The following is a 20,330-nucleotide window of genomic DNA, read 5'->3' as shown; positions in this document are numbered from 1 at the left end:
TCCTTACAGGGGGATGTTGCCGTGCTTCTTCGGGGGCAACGACTCGCGCTTGGTGCGGAGTTGGCGCAGACCCCGGACGACGTGCCGGCGGGTGTCGGAGGGCAGGACGACCGCGTCGATGTAGCCGCGCTCGGCCGCGATGTAGGGGTTGAGGAGGGTGTCCTCGTACTCCTGGATCAGCCGGGCGCGGACCGCGTCCAGGTCCTCTCCGGCGGCCTCGGCCTCGGCGAGCGTGCGGCGGTGCAGGATGTTCACCGCGCCCTGGGCGCCCATGACGGCGATCTGCGCGGTCGGCCAGGCGAGGTTGAGGTCGGCGCCCAGGTGCTTGGAGCCCATGACGTCGTAGGCGCCGCCGAAGGCCTTGCGGGTGATGACCGTGATGAGCGGGACCGTGGCCTCCGCGTAGGCGTAGATCAGCTTCGCGCCCCTGCGGATGATGCCGTAGTGCTCCTGGTCGACGCCCGGGAGGAAGCCGGGGACGTCGACGAAGGTCAGGACCGGGACGTTGAACGCGTCGCAGGTGCGCACGAACCGTGCCGCCTTCTCGGACGCGTCGATGTCCAGGCAGCCCGCGAACTGCATGGGCTGGTTGGCGACGACGCCCACCGGGCGGCCCTCGACCCGGCCGAAGCCGGTGAGGATGTTCGGCGCGAACAGCGGCTGCGTCTCGAAGAACTCGGCGTCGTCCAGGACGTGTTCGATCACCGTGTGCATGTCGTACGGCTGGTTCGCGCTGTCCGGGACCAGGGTGTCCAGCTCGCGGTCCTCGTCGGTGAGGGCGAGGTCCGCCTCCTCGGGGAACGCGGGGGGTTCGCTGAGGTTGTTGGACGGCAGGTAGGACAGCAGCTGCTTGACGTACTCGATCGCGTCCTTCTCGTCGCCCGCCATGTGATGGGCCACGCCCGACACCGAGTTGTGGGTGCGCGCGCCGCCCAGCTCCTCGAAGCCGACGTCCTCGCCGGTGACCGTCTTGATGACGTCCGGTCCGGTGATGAACATGTGCGAGGTCTGGTCGACCATCACCGTGAAGTCGGTGATCGCGGGGGAGTAGACGGCTCCGCCCGCGCACGGGCCCACGACGAGGGAGATCTGCGGGATCACCCCGCTCGCGTGCGTGTTGCGGCGGAAGATCTCGCCGTACGCGCCGAGCGAGGCCACGCCCTCCTGGATGCGGGCGCCGCCGGAGTCGTTGATGCCGATGACCGGACAGCCGGTCTTCAGCGCGAAGTCCATCACCTTGACGATCTTCTGCCCGTAGACCTCGCCCAGGGCGCCGCCGAACACCGTGAAGTCCTGCGAGAAGACGGCTACGGGACGGCCGTCGACCGTGCCGTAGCCGGAGACGACACCGTCGCCGTAGGGGCGGTTCTTCTCCAGGCCGAAGTCCGTGGAGCGGTGCCGGGTGAACTCGTCGAACTCGATGAAGGAGTCCTCGTCGAGGAGCAGGTCGATCCGCTCACGGGCCGTCAACTTGCCCTTGGCGTGCTGTTTTTCGACCGCGCGCTCCGAGCCCGCGTGCGTCGCCTCCTGGGTGCGGCGCCGAAGATCCGCGATCTTCCCGGCGGTGGTGTGGATGTCGATCTCTTGAGGCGCTTCCGGCTCGGACATCGGGATTTCGGCTCCCTGCCTGCTCAAAAGGGGGGACGGTTACTCATTCGTAGAGTAGTGGCGGGCCTACCGATCGGCAGTGCGGCGTACAACACACCTAGGGTGGCTTGCATGACGCCGCGAGATGCCTCAGACGAGAACAGCAGCCGTTGGTCCGATCTGGAACGGCCGCCCCTCAACGCCGGCGCCCTGCGGCGCGGGCTGGTCCGGGAGGGCGGGCTGTGGACCGGGGTGGAGGTCGTGCAGTCCACCGGCTCCACCAACTCCGACCTCGTCGCGCTGGCCGCCGCAGGCAAGGCGGCCGAGGGCACCGTCCTGGTCGCCGAGGAGCAGACCTCCGGGCGCGGGCGGCTCGACCGGCAGTGGACGGCCCCGGCCCGCTCGGGCCTGTTCTTCTCGGTGCTGCTGGAGCCGGGCGACGTCCCCGTGTCCCGCTGGGGCTGGCTCCCGCTGCTCACCGGTGTCGCCGTCGCCACCGGCCTGTCCCGCTCGGCCGGGGTCGACACGGCACTCAAGTGGCCCAACGACCTCCTGGTGACTGTCGGTGGCGAGGAGCGCAAGGCCGGCGGCATCCTCGCCGAGCGCGCCGGGGAGGGCGCCGTGATCGTCGGCGTGGGCGTCAACGTCTCCCTGCGCGAGGACGAGCTGCCCGTGCCCCAGGCGGCCTCCCTGGCCCTGGCCGGGGCCGTCACCACGGACCGCGACCCCCTGCTGCGGGCGGTGCTGCGGTCCCTGGAGCAGTGGTACGACAAGTGGCGCGCGGCGGGCGGGGACCCGGCCGCCAGCGGCCTCCAGGAGACCTACGCGGCCGGCTGCGCCACGCTGGGCCGGGTCGTGCGGGCCGAGCTGCCCGGGGACCGGTCGATCACCGGGGAGGCCGTCGCGATCGACGGGGACGGGCGGCTGGTGCTCGCGACGGAGGACGGCGTGCAGGAGCCCGTGGGGGCGGGCGACATCGTGCACCTGCGCCCCGCGTGACCCCGACCGCTCTTGTGGCGGCGCTCTCCGTGTGACTCACGGAGTGAGCTGGCCCACACCTGCCGTAGCATTGGGCCCGGTCGATACCTGACCGTGGCAGATCGGAAGGGCAGCAGGCGTGACCGTCGACGACACGGGCTCCGGCGCGGACGCGGACGGCCGGGTGGACCCCGATGCCACCGGTGGCCGGGCCGACCCCTATGCCGCCGATCCCGGCGAAGACCCCCTCGCGCTGCGCCTCGAAGGCCTCATCCTGGGCGCCGAGCGCCGCTACACGCCGTTCCAGGCGGCTCGTACCGCCGGTGTCTCCATGGAGCTGGCCACCCGCTTCTGGCGGGCCATGGGCTTCGCCGACGTGGGCCAGGCCAAGGCGTTCACGGAGGCGGACGTCCTCGCGCTGCGCCGCCTGGCCGGTCTGGTCGAGGCGGGGCTGCTGAGCGAGGCGATGGCCGTGCAGGTGGCCCGCTCCACCGGGCAGACCACCGCGCGGCTGGCGGGCTGGCAGATGGACTCGTTCCTGGAGGGCCTGACCGAGCCGCCCGAGCCGGGCATGTCCCGCACCGAGGTGACGTACCCGATCATCGAGCTGCTGCTGCCCGAGCTGGAGGAGTTCCTCGTCTATGTGTGGCGGCGCCAGCTCGCCGCCTCGGCCGGCCGGGTCGTGCAGGCCAGTGACGACGAGGAGATGGTCGACCGGCGCCTGGCGGTGGGCTTCGCCGACCTGGTGGGCTTCACCCGGCTGACCCGCCGTATGGAGGAGGACGAACTCGGCGAGCTGGTCGAGGCGTTCGAGACCACCGCCGCCGACCTGGTGGCCGCGCGGGGCGGCCGGCTCATCAAGACTCTTGGCGACGAGGTCCTGTTCTCCGCCGACGACGCGGGGGTCGCCGCCGAGATCTCGCTGCGCCTGATCGAGACGATGGCGCACGACGAGACCATGCCCGAACTCCGCGTCGGCATCGCCTTCGGCACGGTCACGACCCGCATGGGCGATGTGTTCGGCACGACCGTCAACCTCGCCTCGCGACTCACCTCGATAGCCCCCCGCGACGCCGTCCTCGTCGACAGCGCGTTCGCCGAGGAGCTGATCCGCAGCGGCGAGGCGCCCGCGTCCGAGGCGGAGGCGGCCGAGGCGGCGGCGACCGCCGAGAAGGAGGGCGAGGAGCCCCCGACGTACCGTTTCGCGCTCCAGCCGATGTGGCAGCGCCCGGTGCGCGGCCTGGGCGTGGTCGAACCCTGGCTGCTGACCCGCCGGGACTCGGCCCCGGCCTAGGCCTCCCTGCCTTCCCCGCGCTCGTCCGGTCAGCCGCCGTGCGCCGGGGTGTCCACGCAGAGCCCGATGATCGGCACGCACAGACCGGGCCGGCTCGGCGCCGGGGCGGGGGAGCCGCCGGTCCTGCTCGGGGTCGGCTCCGGGGGCGCGCTCGGCTCGGGCGTCCCGGGTTCCGGCGCGGTGGTGGATGCCTGCGGCTGCGCGGCGGCGCTGTCGGGGTCCGTGGCCGTAGCCGTTGTCGGCTCCGGGGCGGTCGTGGGTGCCGTCGTCGCGTACGGGGTCGGTACGACGCCGGAAGCCGTGGTCGGGGTCGCGCTCGCGCCGCCCATCACCGAGGTCGCGGAGGGGATCGTGGAGGGGACCGCCGCCGGATCGGCGCTGATCGTGGCGGCGGCGTTGGCCGGGTGCCCGGCATCGCGCCCCGCGTCCGCGTCCGCGCTCGGTTCCGCCTCCGCCGTGCCCACCCCGCTGACCCCCGACTCGGGCGTCAGCCGTACGAGGCTCAGCACCCCGGCGGCCACGACGAGCCCGCCGAGGGCCAGCAGGAGCTTGCGGGGGCGGGGCCGGCGGTGCCTGCCCCGGGGGAGGACGGGGGGCTCGGTGTCCGTGTCGCCCTCGGCCCGCTCCGCCGTCGTGGTCGTCGTCACGATCCCTCCCCTGTCGTGTGGCGGACGCACGTTATGCGCTTCTCCCGGCGCCGCGGCGGGAGTTGGGCGGCATGTCACCCGAACGGGGAAGGCGCGTGCGATGATCGAGGCGATTTCTGTTAACCCACGTTAACCAGGAGGGTGTCATGAGCGAGGAGCGGTTCGGGGAGTTCGTGCTGGTGCGGCGGCACGACCAGGTCGCGGAACTCGTCCTCGACCGGCCCAGGGCCATGAACGCCGTGTCCACCGCGATGGCCGGTTCCGTCGCCGCGGCCTGTACGGCGCTGGCGGCCGACCGGGACGTCCGGGTGACCGTGCTGACCTCCTCGCACGAGCGGGCCTTCTGCGTCGGCGCGGACCTCAAGGAGCGCAACTCGCTCACCGACGCGGAGCTGGTACGGCAGCGGCCGGTCGCCCGGGGCGCGTACACCGGCGTCCTGGACCTCCCGATGCCGACGATCGCCGCCGTGCACGGCTTCGCGCTCGGCGGCGGCTTCGAACTCGCCCTGTCCTGCGACCTGATCGTGGCGGACGGCACGGCGGTGGTGGGGCTGCCGGAGGTGTCGGTGGGCGTCATCCCGGGAGGCGGTGGTACGCAGCTGCTGCCGCGCCGGGTGGGCGCGGCGCGCGCGGCCGAACTCATCTTCACCGCGCGGCGGTTGGCGGCGCCCGAGGCGGCGGAGCTGGGGCTCGTGGACGTCCTGGTGGAGACGGGTCAGGACCGCGCGGAGGCTCTCGCGCTGGGTGCCCGTATCGCCGCGAACTCGCCGGTCGGCCTGCGGGCGGCCAAGCGCGCGCTGCGGCTCGGCCATGGTCTGGATCTGCGCGCGGGCCTTGAGGTCGAGGACGCGGCGTGGCGGTCGGTGGCGTTCTCGGGGGACCGGGCCGAGGGGGTGGCGGCGTTCAACGAGAAGCGGACGCCGCAGTGGCCGGGTGAGTAGCGGCGGCCACCGGGCGTAGACACCTGTTCGCCGCATCAATGTCCCGATATGCGGCAAACGTCCCTAGCCTGGAGTGATGGGTGAGGACAGGCGGCTGGCTGCCGTGGTGGAGCTGGCGCAGGGGATGGCGGCGGCGCACACCCCGCGCGAGTCCTGGCGGGCGGCGGCGACCGGGGCGTGCCGGGCACTGGCGGGGAGTTTCGCCGCGCTGTCGGTGTGGGAGCGGGATCTGGGGCGGCTGCGGGTCCTGGTCAATGTGGGGGAGCGGGCCGGGGGCGAGGAGGAGTTCCCGGACGCCGAGACGTATCCGGTGCACCAGTTCCCCGAGATCACCGAGTTCCTGCACGAGCGGTGGGCCGGGGGCGGCGAGCCCAACGCCTGGGTGGAGACCGCCGAGGGCCCGGCCGCGGGCAGCCCCGGGTACTGCCATCAGCGGGTGGCGGCGCTACGGCGTCGTGGGCGCGGCTGCTGTGTGGTCGCGCCGATCGTGCTGCACGGGCGGGCCTGGGGCGAGTTGTACGTGGCGCGGCCGGTCGGGGTGCCCGTGTTCGACCGGGCCGACGCGGACTTCGCGACCGTGCTGGCCTCCGTGGTCGCGGCCGGGCTCGCGCAGACCGAGCGCCTTGAGGAGGCGCGGCGGCTGGCGTTCACGGACGCGCTCACGGGTCTGGCCAACCGCCGCGCGGTCGACGTACGGCTCGACGAGGCGGTGGAGCGGCACCGGCGGGACGGGGTCGTGGTCAGCCTGGTCGTGTGCGACCTCAACGGGCTCAAGCGGGTCAACGACACCCGGGGGCACGCGGTGGGCGACCGGCTCCTGGAGCGCTTCGGGTCGGTGCTGTCGCTGTGCGGTGCCATGCTGCCGGGCGCGCTCGCCGCACGGCTCGGCGGGGACGAGTTCTGTCTGCTCGCGGTCGGGCCGCCGGCCGACGAGGTGGTCGACGCGGCGACCGAACTGTGTCGCCGCGCCGCCGAGTTGGAGCTCGGCGAGGGGGTCGCCTGCGGGGTCGCCTCGACCGAGGACCAGATCGGGGCGGTGCGGTCCGGGCGCCGGCTGTTCCGGCTGGCGGACGCGGCCCAGTACCGTGCGAAGGCGCTGCGCGCGGACCGCCCGGTGGTCGCCGGGCGGGACGGCCCGGACGACCCGGTGGTGCGGCTCGCGGACTCGCCGACCCCCGAGACTCCGGCGGAGCGGCGGCGGTTCCGGGGGCGGCGGGCGTGACCTACCTGTAAGGGTTCAACCGGCACCCCGGTAGTGACACTGCCGCATTCAATGCGTACGCTCCTGAATATGGATATGCACACTGTGGTGGTGGGGACGTCCGGGGTCACCGCGTCCGACGTCCTTGCCGTGGCGCGTGGGGGCGCCCGGATCGAGCTCTCGGGCGAGGCCGTCGCGGCGCTCGTCGCGGCGCGGGAGATCGTCGACGCGCTCGCGGCCAAGCCGGAGCCCGTGTACGGCGTGAGCACCGGGTTCGGGGCGCTGGCGTCCCGGCACATCAGCCCGGAGCTCCGCGCCCAGTTGCAGCGCAACATCGTCCGCTCGCACGCCGCCGGGATGGGCCCGCGGGTGGAGCGGGAAGTCGTCCGGGCCCTGATGTTCCTGCGGCTCAAGACCGTCTGCTCCGGCCACACCGGAGTGCGGCCCGAGGTCGCGCAGACCATGGCCGACGTGCTCAACGCGGGGATCACGCCCGTCGTCCACGAGTACGGCTCCCTCGGCTGCTCCGGTGACCTCGCCCCGCTCTCGCACTGCGCGCTCACGCTCATGGGCGAGGGCGACGCGGAGGGCCCGGACGGGGTCGTCAAGCCCGCCGGCGAGCTGCTCGCCGAGGCCGGCATCGCGCCGGTCGAACTGCGCGAGAAGGAGGGTCTCGCCCTTCTCAACGGCACCGACGGCATGCTCGGCATGCTGGTCATGGCGCTCGCCGACCTCGACATGCTCTACAAGTCGGCCGACGTCACGGCCGCCCTCTCCCTGGAGGCCCTGCTCGGCACCGACAAGGTGCTCGCGCCCGAGCTGCACGCCATCCGCCCGCACCCCGGGCAGGCCGCCAGCGCCGCCAACATGCTTGCCGTGCTCGCCGGTTCGGAACTCACCGGCCACCACCAGGACGACGCGCCCCGCGTCCAGGACGCCTACTCCGTGCGCTGCGCCCCGCAGGTCGCCGGGGCCGGCCGGGACACCATCACGCACGCCCGCCTCGTCGCGGAACGGGAGTTGGCGTCCGCCGTCGACAACCCCGTCGTGCTGCCCGACGGCCGGGTCGAGTCCAACGGCAACTTCCATGGCGCGCCCGTGGCCTACGTCCTCGACTTCCTCGCCATCGCCGCCGCCGACCTCGGCTCGATCGCCGAGCGCCGTACCGACCGGCTGCTCGACAAGAACCGCTCGCACGGGCTGCCGCCGTTCCTCGCCGACGACGCCGGTGTCGACTCCGGGCTGATGATCGCCCAGTACACACAGGCCGCGCTGGTCAGCGAGATGAAGCGGCTGGCCGTACCGTCCTCGGCCGACTCGATCCCGTCCTCCGCCATGCAGGAGGACCACGTCTCCATGGGCTGGTCGGCCGCGCGCAAGCTGCGTACCGCGGTGGGCAACCTCACCCGGATCATCGCGGTGGAGCTGTACGCGGCCACCCGCGCCGTGGAGTTGCGCGAGGGCCTGGCCCCGGCGCCCGCGTCCCGCGCGGTCATCGACGCCGTACGGGCGGCGGGGGTGGAGGGTCCGGGACCGGACCGCTTCCTGTCTCCCGACCTGGCGGCGGCGGAGGCGTTCGTGCGCGAGGGGCATGTGGTGACGGCAGCGGAGAAGGTCACCGGGCCGCTGCTGTAGGGCAGTCGGGGCCCGGCCGTGGCAACGGCCGGGCCCCGTACGTCACTTGAGCTTGGCGGACTGCGCGGTGACGACCGCGGCCGGCACCGTGTAGCTCTTGTCGGCGACCATCGCGCCGATGTTCATCGTGTAGTACGTCGCCACGACGTTCCCGTGGCGGACGACCTCGGCGTGCGCGACGGGGGCCTTGCCGTCCGCCTCGTCCGGCTCGCCGTACGTCGCGTAGGCCACCGACTCGTCGCCGGCCCCCGAACCCTTCTCGGTGCTGATCTTGGTGACCTTCTGCTCCTCGCCCCCGGCCGTCCCCGTGAAGCCGCCGGCGCAGGCCGTGACCGCGTCGGACACGGCCTTGAAGGCCTGCTCGGCGCCGTCGCCGTCGTACGAGGAGAGCCCGACCATCGTCAGGTCGACGCTCATGGAGTCGGTCAGGGCCTTCTCGACGTCGTCGCCGCTCAGGTCCTCCAGGTCGGCGGAGGCGGCGGCCGACGGCTTCTTCTCCGCGGTGGCCATGCGGCTGGTCTGCACGGAGGCGTCGGCCGGGGCGAGGCCGCTCAGGACGTAGAGGAGGGGCTCGCAGTTCTCGTCGGCCTTGATGCCGCTCTTGCCGCCGGGGATCGTCTCGCCCGGCTCGATCTTGTAGCCGTCGACATCGCCCTGGGCGAGGACCAGCTTCTTCAACTCCGCGGCGGTGAGCGCCTTGGCGGTGTTCTTCCCGGAACCCTCGGCGGTGTTCCCGGTGTTGCTCTTGACGTCGTCCGAACCGCTGTCCGAACAACCGGTGATGAGGGCCAGCGACAGTGCGCCCACCGCGACGGTGACGCACAGCCGTATGCCCGATGATCTCTTCATGAGCGGACTATGAAGCTTGAGTCAAGCAAGAGTCAAGTAAGTTAAAAACCGAGCCGTTCCCGGCGCACCGAATACGCCACGAAACCGGCGCCGAGACCGAGGAAAAGGGTCCCGCCGACGATGTACGGAGTGGTGTCCGGGCTGCCGGTGTCGGCGAGCTGGGTGCCGTCCGCGGAGGTGCTGTCGGCCGTCGAGGTCACTCTCGCCTGCTGGGTGACCTGGGAGGTTGGCGTCGCCGAAGTCTCCACTCTCACCTGGTCGGTCACCGTCGCGTTGGCGGAGGGGACGAACCACAGGGCGCCCAGCAGGGTGCCCGCGGCGGTGGCGGTCAGCATCGTTCGGCGAGCGGTTGACACGGAATATCGATCCCCTTGTGGCGCTGGCGAATTGGCCGTGTGGAGCGATGCTAATGAACTCTGCGGGTCGTGGGAAAGTCGCGGGAGCTGTGGGCCGTACGCTCCCGGCATGAGCACCCCAGAGACATCACGTTTTGTACGCCTTCGTGTCGAACTCGTCCTCGAAGTCGAGAACGAGGACGCCGTGACCAGGGCCGCGCTGGCCAAGGTCGCCGACGATCCGGAGCTGCCCGGTGACGAACGGGCGCACGCCGAGAGCGCTGTGACGGAAGACACCGCCGAGGCCCTCGCCTATCTCGTGGACCCGTTCGACCTGGTCGGCGAGATGCCGGGGGTCGACCTGGCCCAGGCCTCGTGGAGCAGTGAGGAGATCGACTACGACCCGGATTCGCCGGATTGGGACCTCGACGAGGATGATGTGGACGGCGACGAGGAAACGGACGGGACGGCAGTGGTCGGCTGAGCCGTGCGCGGGACCAGGTGACCCCGGGCGGCAACCGCTGTCCGGGGTTTCGTCGTCCCAACGGTTCCGGGCGTCCACGGCGGACGTGGTGTGCCCCACACCTGACGGGGAAACGGAACGGGACGCACCAGTCGTAGCGTTGGTTTCTTAAGAGCTGTTGAGAACAGCGTGAGAACTGTTCGACGGGGTGCTCGGGTTTTCGGTTATTCGGCAACGATGGAGAAGCGTGTGATGACGGACAGTAAGCGGCGCAAGGGCCTGATGGCCGCGTCCGCACTGCTCGGCGGTGTGCTCGTGCTCACGGCGTGTTCCGGCGGCGACGACAAGTCGTCCGGCGGGGACGCGAGCCAGAGCTCGCAGTCGAAGGCCGACGAGGCGGCGGCGAAGAAGTCGTCCGCGGCCCAGATCAAGATCACACCGGCGGACGGCTCGGACAACGCCTCCATCAACAACTCGGCCGCCGTCACCGTCAGCAAGGGCACGCTCACGGCCGTGACGATGACGACCGCGGACGGTACGGCCGTCGCGGGCACCATCTCCGCCGACAAGCTCAGCTGGAAGCCCAGCGCCCAGCTGGAGCGCTCCACGACCTACAAGGTCGCCGCCACCGCCAAGGACTCCGCGGGCCTCGCCGCCCACGAGAACGCGTCCTTCACCACGGTCTCCCCGGCCAACAGCTTCATAGGGAACTTCACCCCGGAGGACGGCTCCACGGTCGGCGTCGGCATGCCGGTCTCGATCAACTTCAACAAGGCGATCACCAACAAGGCCGCCGTCCAGAAGGGCGTCACCGTCACCTCCAGCAGCGGCCAGGAGGTCGTCTGCCACTGGTTCAACACCCAGCGCATGGACTGCCGCCCCGAGGACTACTGGAAGGAGAACTCCACCGTCACGCTGAAGCTCGCGCTCGACGGCGTCGAGGGCGCCTCCGGGGTCTACGGCGTGCAGCAGAAGACGGTCACCTTCCACATCGGCCGCAACCAGGTCTCCTACGTCGACGCGAAGACCAAGCAGATGAAGGTCGAGCAGGACGGCAAGGTCGTCAAGACCATCCCGATCTCGGCCGGTTCGCCCGAACACACCACGTACGAGGGCCAGATGGTCATCTCGGAGAAGTTCGTGCAGACCCGGATGAACGGCGCGACGGTCGGTTTCACCGACGACGACGGCAAGGGCGAGTACGACATCAAGGACGTGCCGCACGCGATGCGCCTGACCACGTCCGGCACGTTCATCCACGGCAACTACTGGGGCGCCGCGTCGGTGTTCGGCAACACCAACACCAGCCACGGCTGCGTCGGCCTCCAGGACAAGAAGGGCGCGGACGACCCGAACACCCCGGCCGCGTGGATGTACAGCCACTCGATCATCGGTGACGTGGTCGTCGTCTCCAACACCGGCGACAAGACGGTCTCCCCGGACAACGGCCTCAACGGCTGGAACATGGACTGGGCCCAGTGGAAGGCGGGTTCGGCGGTCTGATCCGACCCGTCAACTCCGCTTCGCTTGAAGGCGGTTGCTCCTGGCCGGTGGCTGGGGGTGACCGCCTTCGCGTTTGGCCGGCGGTAATGACCGTCGAGCACGGCGCGGACCGCAAGACGGTGTGGTGCGAGCCGGGCGAGGCCCTCCCGCACGCGCTTTGACAGCTCTCCAGCGGTTGATTCCTTGCCCACGGACAGCCTTCTCATCGTTCTCTTATGTCGGCCTTATGGCATCATCACGCGCTGTACCTAGCTTGCGGGCCATGTTCTTCACCTACCTGAGGCGCGAGTTGCGCCGCCGCAGAAAAGCGGCCCTCGTCGTCGCCTCCGGCCTCGCCCTGGGCATCGCGCTGGTCATCGTGGTCAACTCCGTGTCCTCCGGCATGGGGAAGGCTCAGGACAAGGTCCTCCAGTCGCTGTACGGCCTCGGCACGGACATGACCGTGACCAAGGCGGCCACGCCCACCGCGAGCGGCTCGCAGCAGCCGCGGTTCCGGTTCGACGCCAACAACAACGGCGACAGCACCACGCAGAGCAGCGACCGCGTCATGGTCCAGGGCTTCACCACGCTGGCCTCCAGCACCGTCACCAAGGTGGCCGGGCAGAAGGGCGTCTCGGACGCCGTCGGCGGGCTGAGCCTCAACGTCGTCAAGGTCGACGGACAGTTCACCCGCGGCCAGTTCCGGCAGAACCAGGGCAGTGGCAGCGGCAACGCGGAGGGCGGGAACCGCGGCGGCAACGGCGGCGGCAACGGCCAGCCGCAGGGTGAAGTCACCGGCGGCGGCGCCAACTTCAACATCAACGCGTACACGGTCTACGGCACGGACGTCACCAAGCCGGCCCTCGGCCCGCTGACCTCCTCGAAGATCACCAGCGGCCGCACCTTCACCACCGCGGAGACCGACGCCAAGGTCGTCGTCGCCGACTCGGCGTACGCCAAGGAGAAGAAGCTCAAGGTCGGGTCCACCGTCACGATCAAGAGCGTCAAGTACAAGGTGATCGGGATCGCCACCGCGACCAGCGGTGACGCGGCGGCCAACCTGTACATCCCGCTGACGCAGGCGCAGACCCTGAGCGGTGACAAGAACAAGGTCACCACGATCTACGTCAAGGCGACCGACTCCAAGCAGATCTCGGCGGTCAAGAAGACCATCACGAGCAATGTCTCGGGTACGACGGTCACCACCTCCGCCGACCTCGCCGACACCGTCTCCGGCTCGCTGTCCACGGCCTCCTCCCTCGCCACCAGCGTCGGCAAGTGGCTGTCGATCGCGGTGCTCGTGGCCGCGTTCCTGGTCGCCGGTCTGCTCACCTCCTCGGCGGTCTCCCGCCGGGTGCGGGAGTTCGGCACGCTGAAGGCGCTCGGCTGGAAGTCCGGCCGGGTGACCCGGCAGGTGGTCGGCGAGGCCGTCGTCAACGGCCTGGTCGGCGGTGTCCTCGGTATCGCGCTCGGCCTGGCGGGCGCGTACGTCGTGACCGCGATCAGCCCCACCCTGTCGGCCTCCCTCGGCAACTCGGCCGGCGGCGGCGCCCGCGCGGGCGGCCCCGGCGGAGGCGGCGGCTTCGGCGGTCCCGGCCGGGAGGCCGCGGCCAAGACGCTCGACGTCGCGCTCACCGCGCCCGTCAACGCGACCACCATCGCGCTCGCGGTCGGCCTGGCCGTCGCCGGCGGTCTGATCGCCGGTGCCTTCGGCGGCTGGCGCGCCTCCCGGCTGCGCCCGGCCGACGCCCTGCGCAGAGTCGAGTAGCGGCACCGGTACGGCAGTCAGGCCCGGCCCTTTGGGGCCCGTCTCTCCGGCGGGCCCCAACCCCCTTTACTTCTCCAGGAGTTGCACGATGTACGAACTCAGAGGCGTCACCAAGCTCTACTCGCGGGGCAAGGAGACCGTCCACGCCCTCGACGGCATCGACCTCACCATCGGCGACGGCGACCGCCTGGTCATCCAGGGGCCGACCGGCGGCGGCAAGTCCACCCTGCTCCAGATGATCGGCGCCCTCGACCGGCCCAGCGCGGGTGAAATCGTCCTGGACGGCGTCGACCTGGCGAAGCTGTCGGAGGCCAAGCTCACCAAGGTCCGCAGCGAGAACATCGGCTTCGTCTTCCAGTCCTTCAACCTGATCCCCACCCTCACCGCGCAGGAGAACGTCGAGACCGCCCTCGTACCGCTCGGTGTGAAGGCGAAGGAACGGCGCCAACGGGCCGCCGACGCCCTGGTGTCGGTCGGTCTCGGCGAGCGCCTCGGCCACCTCCCCGGCGAGATGTCCGGCGGGCAGCAGCAGCGCGTCGCCATCGCCCGCGCGCTCGTCAAGCAGCCCAAGGTGCTGCTCGCCGACGAGCCCACCGGCAACCTCGACGAGTCGATGCGCGACGAGATCATGGACGTACTGGAGCGCATGTGGAAGGAGCACGGGCTGACCTTCATCATGGTCACCCACGACTCCGCCATCGCGAAGAAGGCGCCGCGTCTCGCCACCATCCGCAAGGGGAAGATCACCGTGAAGGAGAACGCGGGGTCCAAGTAGTGCAGTCAACTTCTGTGCTGTGCAAGGGAGTTCGAGGGGCTGCGGGAGCTGCCTAGCGGAGTTTCGGCGGGCTGCACCCGGCGACTGGGTAACGGAGTCCGCGCGGGCTCGTAACATTCTCCGGCCGCGCTTTCTCACCCTCCTTTCACCTCTTGAGCGGTTGATCACCCCTCGGCATACTGCGTGTTCCGGGGGGTGTACGCGCAGGTGTGCGAATGCTCCCCCGGCCGGGTGGACGGGGAATCCGCCCGGTACCTGAGCTCCAGGGGGAGTCTTGCGCAGACAAGTGAAGAGAGCGTGCGCGGCCGGTGTGGCCACGGCCGCCGCCGTCGCCCTCGCCGCCGGCCTGACCAGCCCGGCATCGGCGAAGCCCGGACAGAGCGCGTCGAGCACGACCGGCTCCGCGCAGCGCACGGACAGCGCCGCGCGGTCCCGACTGGCCGGCCAGCACCACCTCACCCTGATCACCGGCGACCGCGTCACCGTCGACGCCAAGGGCCGGGTCGTGGGCCTCCAGCCGGCGAAGGGCCGCCAGCACATACCCGTCCAGGTGCGGAAGGTCGCCGGGCACACCCTCGTGATACCCGCCGACGCGGCCCGCCTGGTCGCCACCGGCAAGCTCGACCAGCGGCTCTTCGACATCACCGAACTGAGCAAGTCCGCCGAGCGCGCCTCCCAGAAGGCCGGCCTGAAGGTCATCGTCGGCTACCGGGGCGCCGCCACCGCCACCAAGGCCGAGGTCCGTGACGCGGGCACCCTGCGCCGGTCCCTGAAGACCCTGAACGCCGACGCCGTCCAGACCCCGCCGAAGGACACCCACGAGCTGTGGGACGCGGTCACCGACGGCGACACGGCGGCCTCCGGCATCGCGCACGTCTGGCTCGACGGCGTCCGCCGGGCCAGCCTCGACACATCGGTGCCGCAGATCGGCGCCCCCAAGGCGTGGGCCGCCGGCTACACCGGCAAGGGCGTCAGGATCGCCGTACTCGACACCGGGGTCGACGCCGACCACCCGGACCTGAAGACGCAGGTCGTCGAGGCCAAGAACTTCTCCACCTCACCCGACACCGAGGACCGCGTCGGGCACGGCACGCACGTCGCCTCCATCGCGGCGGGCACCGGCGCCAAGTCGCACGGCAAGTACAAGGGCGTCGCGCCCGACGCGAAGATCCTCAGCGGCAAGGTCCTCGACGACAGCGGCTCCGGCGACGACTCCGGCATCCTCGCCGGCATGGAGTGGGCCGCCGACCAGGGCGCCGACATCGTCAACCTGAGCCTGGGCGGCCAGGACACCCCGGGCATCGACCCGTTGGAGGCGGAGGTCAACAAGCTCTCCGCCGAGAAGGGCATCCTGTTCGCCATCGCGGCGGGCAACGAGGGCCCGGAGTCGATCGGTTCGCCCGGCAGCGCGGACGCGGCCATCACGGTCGGCGCGGTCGACCACAACGACCAGCTCGCCGACTTCTCCTCCACCGGCCCACGCCTGGGCGACGGCGCCATCAAGCCGGACGTCACCGCGCCCGGCGTCGACATCACGGCCGCCGCCGCTCCGGGCAGCCTCATCGACCAGGAAGTCGGCGAGAACCCGCCCGGCTACCTGACCATCTCGGGTACGTCGATGGCCACCCCGCATGTCGCGGGCGCCGCCGCCCTCCTCAAGCAGGAGCACCCCACCTGGGGCTACGCCGAGCTGAAGGGCGCGCTGACCGGGTCGGCCAAGGGCGGCGACTACACGCCGTTCCAGCAGGGTTCGGGCCGGATCGCCGTCGACAGGGCCATCAAGCAGACCGTGATCGCCGACCCGGTGTCGGAGAGCTTCGGCATCCAGCAGTGGCCGCACACCGACGACACCCCGGTCACCAAGCAGCTCACCTACCGCAACCTCGGCACCAAGGACGTCACCCTCGACCTGAAGGTCGCCGCCACCGACCCCAAGGGCCGCACCGCACCCGCCGGCTTCTACAAGCTGGGCGCCACCAAGGTCACCGTCCCGGCCGGCGGCAGCGCCTCGGTCGGCCTCACCGTCAACACCAAGCTCGGCGGCACCCTCGACGGCGCCTACTCCGCGTACGTGACGGCGACCGGCGGCGGACAGAGCGTCCGTACCGCGGCGGCCGTGGTGCGCGAGGTGCAGTCGTACGACCTGACCCTGAAGTTCGTCAACCGCGACGGCACCCCGGCCACCTACTACGACGCCTCGGTGGCGGGCGTCTCCGGCCTCGGCAACGGCTCGTTCTTCAGCCCCTACGACGCCTCCGGCACCGTCAAGGTCCGTGTCCCCAAGGGCGGTTACGTCCTCGACGCCGGGATCTTCGTGGACCCGCGCGACCCCGCCAAGGGCGCCGACTGGCTCGCCCGGCCGAAGCTCGACATCAGCAAGGACACCACGCTGACCGTCGACGCCCGCACGACGAAGCCGGTCGACATCACCGTGCCCGGCACCGGCGTCAAGTCGACCTTCGCGTCCCCCGCCTACCTGGTCGAGACCGCCGACGGAGGCACCTCCTTCGGCTGGCTCCTGGACTCCTACGACAACTTCCGTACCGCGCACCTCGGTCCGCAGATCACCGACGGCTCGCTGTCCGAACAGTGGGACGCCCACTTCGTCAAGGGCGGCGACGAGCAGTACGACACCACGACCGTGGCCAAGGTCAAACAGCTCGCCACCGGCTACACCAGGCACTACAAGGCGAGTGAACTCGCCACGGTGAAGGTCCACATGGGCGCCGGGGCGCGCGGCAAGAGCGGCGAGGTGACCGCCTTCGGCTACCTGCCCGACGGCATCGGCGGCTCCGCCACGAGCATCCCGCAGCCGCTGCCCGGCGTCCGCACCCTGCATCTCTCCACCGTCGACCGCGTCCAGTGGGAGCTGGACTTCGCACAGGACAGCGGGTTCGACGCGGACGGCTTCCCGATCCAGGAGGCCTACTACTCGCTGAACGGCCTCCAGACCTTCAAGGCCGGCCGGACCTACTCCAGGACCTTCAACACGGCGGTCTTCGGACCCCGTCTCACCGCCGGGTTCGGCGTGTTCCGCAGCGGCAACGAGATCTCCGCACTGGTGCCGCTGTTCGCCGACTCCCAGGGCAACCCGGGCTCGTCGACCTTCACCTCGGTCAACACGACCCTGTACCGCAACGGCACCAAGGTCGGCTCCAACAAGGACCCGCTGTTCGGTGACACCCCGTTCACGGTCCCGGCCGCCAACGCCGCCTACAAGCTGACCACTTCGGTCATCCGCAGCGTCAAGGTCGCCGCCGCCTCCACCCGGATCGACGCGAGCTGGACGTTCTCCTCGAAGAAGCCGAACGGCTCCAACGTCGCCCAACTCCCGGTCTCCACCGCCCGTTTCCACGCGGTCACCGGCCCGGACAACCGCGTCGCGGCGGGCAAGAAGACGACCTTCCCGGTCACCGTCGAGGGCGCGGCGGCCGGCCGCAACCTCAAGTCCCTCGGCGTGTGGGTGTCGTACGACTACGGCCAGACCTGGAAGAAGCTCACCGTGGTCGACGGCAGGATCACCGTCACCAACCCGGCCAAGGGCAAGGCCATCTCCTTCCACGCGAAGATCGCCGACAAGAAGGGCAACAGGTCGACGATCTCGATCTACAACGCGTACTACGCCAAGTAGGCCCCGAAGCAGGTCCGGTCGAAGCGGTCGGCCCGTCGGAAGCGCACCTTCCGGCGGGCCTTCCGTGTTTCCCTGACTCCATGACCGCCGCCGTCACCGCCATGATCACCGCCGTAGTCGGCGTGCTCGGTACCCTCTTCGCCCCCGTCCTCAGCCAGCGCCTCACCGCCCGGCAGCGCGCCGAGGACGCCCAAGTCGCCGAGCGCAGACGGCTGTTCGAGGAGCGCAGAGACGCCTACACCGCCATGAACCGCGCCTCACGGCAGTTCCACACCCTCCTCAAGGACGCCCTGCACCGCATCCGCGACGGCGTCTACACCGAGGCGGAACGCGAGCAGCTGGAAGAGGCCCGCCGCGACCACCGCGACCGTTACGCCGAAGCCCAGTTGGTCGTACCCGAACACGTCCTGGACGCGTCACGCGCCGTCAACGAGGTCCTCGCGAACACCGACGCGGCCGTCAAACGCCTCGACCGGGGCCTGGCCAGAGACGGCGAAACCACCGAACAGACCATGCGCGACCTCGCGGAGGCCGAACCCCGGCTCACCGCGATGCGACAACTGATGCGCACCGACCTCGGCGTCAGAGACTGAACCCGGGACGCTCGGCCGCCGCCCCCGCCCGCGTCGCGTCCGTGCCCCAACTCGCCAGCAGGCGAAGGGCGTCGGCGGACGGCGAGCCCGGCTCCGCGTGATAGGTGATCAGCGCCTGCTCGGAGCCGTCCGACAGCCGGAAGCCCTCGAAGTGCAGGGTGAGGTCACCGACCAGCGGATGGTGCAGACGCTTGACGCCGTAGGTCTTCTCCTTCACGTCGTGCGTCGCCCACAGCCGCCTGAACTCCTCGCTCTTCACGGAGAGTTCACCCACCAGCGCGGACAGCCGCGGGTCGTCCGGGCAGAAGCCCGCGTCCATCCGCAGCATGCTGACGACGTCCGACGCCTTCTGCTCCCACTCCACGAACAGATCCCGGTACTCGGGCCGCAGGAACACCAGCCGCGCCCAGTTCCGCTCCTGCGGCGGCAGCTCCGACCAGTCGCCGAAGACGGCCGCCGCCATCCGGTTCCACACCAGGATGTCCGTGCGGCGGCCCGTGATGTACGCGGGAACCGTGTCGATCGTGTCGAGCAGCTGCCGCAGCGGCGCCCGCACATGCTGCTGGGCCGGGGTCGAGGACTTCTTCTTGTGCTGCTTCGGCTTCGCGAGATGCGTGAGGTGCGAGGCCTCGGCGTCCGTCAGCCGCAGCGCGCGGGCGATGGCGTCGAGGACCTCCGCCGACACGTTCCGCCCGTTGCCCTGCTCAAGACGGGTGTAGTACGCCACCGACACCCCGGCCAGCTGCGCCAGCTCCTCGCGCCGCAGTCCGGGCACCCTGCGGTGCCGCCCGAAGTCCGGCAGCCCGACGTCCCCGGGCTTCAGCCGGGCCCGCCGGGTGCGCAGGAACTCACTCAGCTCGGCACGCCGGTCCAGCGGCCGGCCGGCGTCCAGAGGCCCAGGGGCGGATTCGGGCTGTTCGTCCATACGCTCCAGTATTCCCGGTCGTACGTCCATGAGCCTGACCTCGCTGGTGGTAGGCACAGCGGACGTACGCAGAACCGTGGCCTGGGTAGCCGTGGAAGATTCGGGCAGGCTGGTCACCGTGCCCGGACGGAAGGCAGCCGGGCGCGCATCCCCCCAAGGAGTGTTCCGGCATGACCACCACAGTCGCCGCATACGCGGCCCCCGCCGCCAAGGCTCCCCTGGAGCGCACGACGATCGAGCGCCGGGCCGTCCGCGAGTTCGACGTCCTGATCGACATCAAGTTCGCCGGCATCTGCCACTCGGACATCCACCAGGCCCGCGAGGGCTGGGGCCAGGCCATCTTCCCGATGGTGCCGGGCCACGAGATCGCCGGCATCGTCTCCGAGGTCGGCCCCGGTGTCACCAAGTTCCGGGTCGGCGACCGGGTCGGCGTCGGCTGCATGGTCGACTCCTGCCGCGAGTGCGAGAACTGCGAGGCCGGTCTGGAGCAGTACTGCACCGGTGGCAACGTCGGCACGTACAACGCGCTCGACAAGAACGGCGAGCCCACCTACGGCGGCTACGCCGAGAAGATCGTCGTCGACGAGAACTACGTCCTCGGCATCCCCGAGGGCATCTCCCTCGACGTGGCCGCGCCGCTGCTGTGCGCCGGCATCACCACCTACTCGCCGCTGAAGCACTGGAACGCCGGCCCCGGCAAGAAGGTCGCGGTCATCGGCATGGGCGGCCTCGGCCACATGGCCGTCAAGATCGCGCACGCGCTCGGCGCGGAGATCACCGTCCTCTCGCAGTCCCTGCGCAAGCAGGAGGACGGCCTCAAGCTCGGCGCCGACCACTACTACGCGACCAGCGACCCGAAGACCTTCACCGACCTGCGCGGCAGCCTCGACCTCATCATCTCCACGGTGTCGGCCCCGCTCGACCTCGGCGCGTACCTCTCCCTCCTGAAGACGGACGGTGCCCTGGTCAACGTGGGCGCCCCCGAGGAGCCCGTCTCCCTCAACCTGTTCTCGGTGATCGGCGGCCGCAAGACCCTCGCCGGCTCCGGCATCGGCGGCATCCGCGAGACCCAGGAAATGCTGGACTTCTGCGCCGAGCACGGCTTCGGCGCCGAGATCGAACTGATCTCCGCGGACCAGATCAACGAGGCGTACGAGCGGGTGCTGTCGAGTGATGTGCGGTACCGCTTCGTGATCGACACGTCGACGATCTGACGGCGTCGCCCG

At 70.8% G+C, this 20,330-nt stretch carries 17 protein-coding genes; 12 read left to right on the top strand and 5 right to left on the bottom strand.

Going from position 1 to position 20,330, the window contains the following annotated elements; genetic code table 11:
- Positions 1 to 3: 3 nt before the first annotated feature.
- On the bottom strand, positions 4 to 1,608 hold the full coding sequence (locus ACIQPR_RS02635) for an acyl-CoA carboxylase subunit beta (RefSeq protein WP_403640798.1): 1,605 nt from the start codon (positions 1,606 to 1,608) through the stop codon (positions 4 to 6).
- 111 nt (positions 1,609 to 1,719) lie between these two features.
- On the opposite strand from ACIQPR_RS02635, the gene ACIQPR_RS02630 reads away from it, so the two are divergent.
- Positions 1,720 to 2,586 (top strand): biotin--[acetyl-CoA-carboxylase] ligase, encoded by an 867-nt coding sequence (locus ACIQPR_RS02630; RefSeq protein ID WP_403640795.1) that lies wholly within the window; start codon positions 1,720 to 1,722, stop codon positions 2,584 to 2,586.
- Between the two features lie 118 nt (positions 2,587 to 2,704).
- Positions 2,705 to 3,859 carry an adenylate/guanylate cyclase domain-containing protein gene (locus ACIQPR_RS02625; protein WP_403640792.1) on the top strand — a complete coding sequence of 385 codons (1,155 nt, stop codon included), beginning with the start codon at positions 2,705 to 2,707 and terminating at the stop codon, positions 3,857 to 3,859.
- A 29-nt stretch (positions 3,860 to 3,888) separates the two neighbouring features.
- Here ACIQPR_RS02625 and ACIQPR_RS02620 read toward each other — a convergent pair whose 3' ends face one another.
- Entirely contained in the window at positions 3,889 to 4,506 is a 618-nt protein-coding gene (locus tag ACIQPR_RS02620; RefSeq protein ID WP_403640790.1) for a hypothetical protein, read from the bottom strand.
- 146 nt (positions 4,507 to 4,652) lie between these two features.
- Between ACIQPR_RS02620 and ACIQPR_RS02615 the strand changes: the two genes are divergently transcribed.
- The 3 genes from ACIQPR_RS02615 to hutH all read left to right on the top strand — a co-directional run bounded on the left by ACIQPR_RS02615 (position 4,653) and on the right by hutH (position 8,283).
- On the top strand, positions 4,653 to 5,447 hold the full coding sequence (locus ACIQPR_RS02615; protein ID WP_403640787.1) for an enoyl-CoA hydratase/isomerase family protein: 795 nt from the start codon (positions 4,653 to 4,655) through the stop codon (positions 5,445 to 5,447).
- A 76-nt stretch (positions 5,448 to 5,523) separates the two neighbouring features.
- Positions 5,524 to 6,669, top strand: a complete 1,146-nt coding sequence (locus ACIQPR_RS02610; RefSeq protein ID WP_403640784.1) for a diguanylate cyclase domain-containing protein — start codon at positions 5,524 to 5,526, stop codon at positions 6,667 to 6,669.
- A gap of 75 nt (positions 6,670 to 6,744) precedes the next feature.
- Positions 6,745 to 8,283: a histidine ammonia-lyase gene (hutH, locus tag ACIQPR_RS02605; protein WP_403642869.1), complete on the top strand. Its 1,539-nt coding sequence runs from the start codon at positions 6,745 to 6,747 to the stop codon at positions 8,281 to 8,283.
- Positions 8,284 to 8,325: 42 nt separating this feature from the next.
- Here the strand turns inward: hutH and ACIQPR_RS02600 are convergent, their stop codons facing one another.
- Entirely contained in the window at positions 8,326 to 9,132 is an 807-nt protein-coding gene (locus ACIQPR_RS02600) for a hypothetical protein (protein ID WP_403640781.1), read from the bottom strand.
- 41 nt (positions 9,133 to 9,173) lie between these two features.
- Positions 9,174 to 9,467 carry a hypothetical protein gene (locus tag ACIQPR_RS02595; protein ID WP_403642867.1) on the bottom strand — a complete coding sequence of 98 codons (294 nt, stop codon included), beginning with the start codon at positions 9,465 to 9,467 and terminating at the stop codon, positions 9,174 to 9,176.
- Positions 9,468 to 9,597: 130 nt separating this feature from the next.
- On the opposite strand from ACIQPR_RS02595, the gene ACIQPR_RS02590 reads away from it, so the two are divergent.
- The 6 genes from ACIQPR_RS02590 to ACIQPR_RS02565 all read left to right on the top strand — a co-directional run bounded on the left by ACIQPR_RS02590 (position 9,598) and on the right by ACIQPR_RS02565 (position 18,179).
- Complete coding sequence (locus ACIQPR_RS02590) at positions 9,598 to 9,951, top strand: hypothetical protein (RefSeq protein WP_403640777.1); 354 nt, start codon at positions 9,598 to 9,600, stop codon at positions 9,949 to 9,951.
- 231 nt (positions 9,952 to 10,182) lie between these two features.
- Entirely contained in the window at positions 10,183 to 11,433 is a 1,251-nt protein-coding gene (locus ACIQPR_RS02585) for an Ig-like domain-containing protein (protein ID WP_403640774.1), read from the top strand.
- Positions 11,434 to 11,695: 262 nt separating this feature from the next.
- Positions 11,696 to 13,180, top strand: coding sequence for an ABC transporter permease (locus ACIQPR_RS02580; RefSeq protein WP_403640771.1), 1,485 nt, complete (start codon positions 11,696 to 11,698; stop codon positions 13,178 to 13,180).
- 88 nt (positions 13,181 to 13,268) lie between these two features.
- Positions 13,269 to 13,955: an ABC transporter ATP-binding protein gene (locus ACIQPR_RS02575; RefSeq protein WP_403640768.1), complete on the top strand. Its 687-nt coding sequence runs from the start codon at positions 13,269 to 13,271 to the stop codon at positions 13,953 to 13,955.
- Positions 13,956 to 14,241: 286 nt separating this feature from the next.
- A complete protein-coding gene (locus ACIQPR_RS02570) occupies positions 14,242 to 17,586 on the top strand; it encodes a S8 family peptidase (protein ID WP_403642864.1) in 3,345 nt (1,114 codons plus the stop codon).
- A gap of 80 nt (positions 17,587 to 17,666) precedes the next feature.
- On the top strand, positions 17,667 to 18,179 hold the full coding sequence (locus ACIQPR_RS02565; protein WP_403640766.1) for a hypothetical protein: 513 nt from the start codon (positions 17,667 to 17,669) through the stop codon (positions 18,177 to 18,179).
- On the opposite strand, the gene ACIQPR_RS02560 is transcribed toward ACIQPR_RS02565, so the two are convergent.
- Positions 18,169 to 19,104, bottom strand: coding sequence for a helix-turn-helix domain-containing protein (locus tag ACIQPR_RS02560; protein ID WP_403640762.1), 936 nt, complete (start codon positions 19,102 to 19,104; stop codon positions 18,169 to 18,171). The two genes, ACIQPR_RS02565 and ACIQPR_RS02560, sit on opposite strands and share 11 nt — an antisense overlap.
- Positions 19,105 to 19,274: 170 nt before the next feature.
- Here ACIQPR_RS02560 and ACIQPR_RS02555 point away from each other — a divergent pair, with 170 nt between their 5' ends.
- Positions 19,275 to 20,318, top strand: a complete 1,044-nt coding sequence (locus ACIQPR_RS02555) for an NAD(P)-dependent alcohol dehydrogenase (protein WP_403640759.1) — start codon at positions 19,275 to 19,277, stop codon at positions 20,316 to 20,318.
- The last annotated feature ends 12 nt before the right edge of the window (positions 20,319 to 20,330 follow it).

Origin of the sequence: Streptomyces sp. NPDC091280 (assembly GCF_044768565.1) — a bacterium.
In the GTDB taxonomy this organism is placed as follows: Bacteria; Actinomycetota; Actinomycetes; order Streptomycetales; family Streptomycetaceae; genus Streptomyces.
The sequence above is the reverse complement of the archived record's forward strand: the minus strand, read 5'-3'. Positions and strand labels throughout refer to the sequence as shown.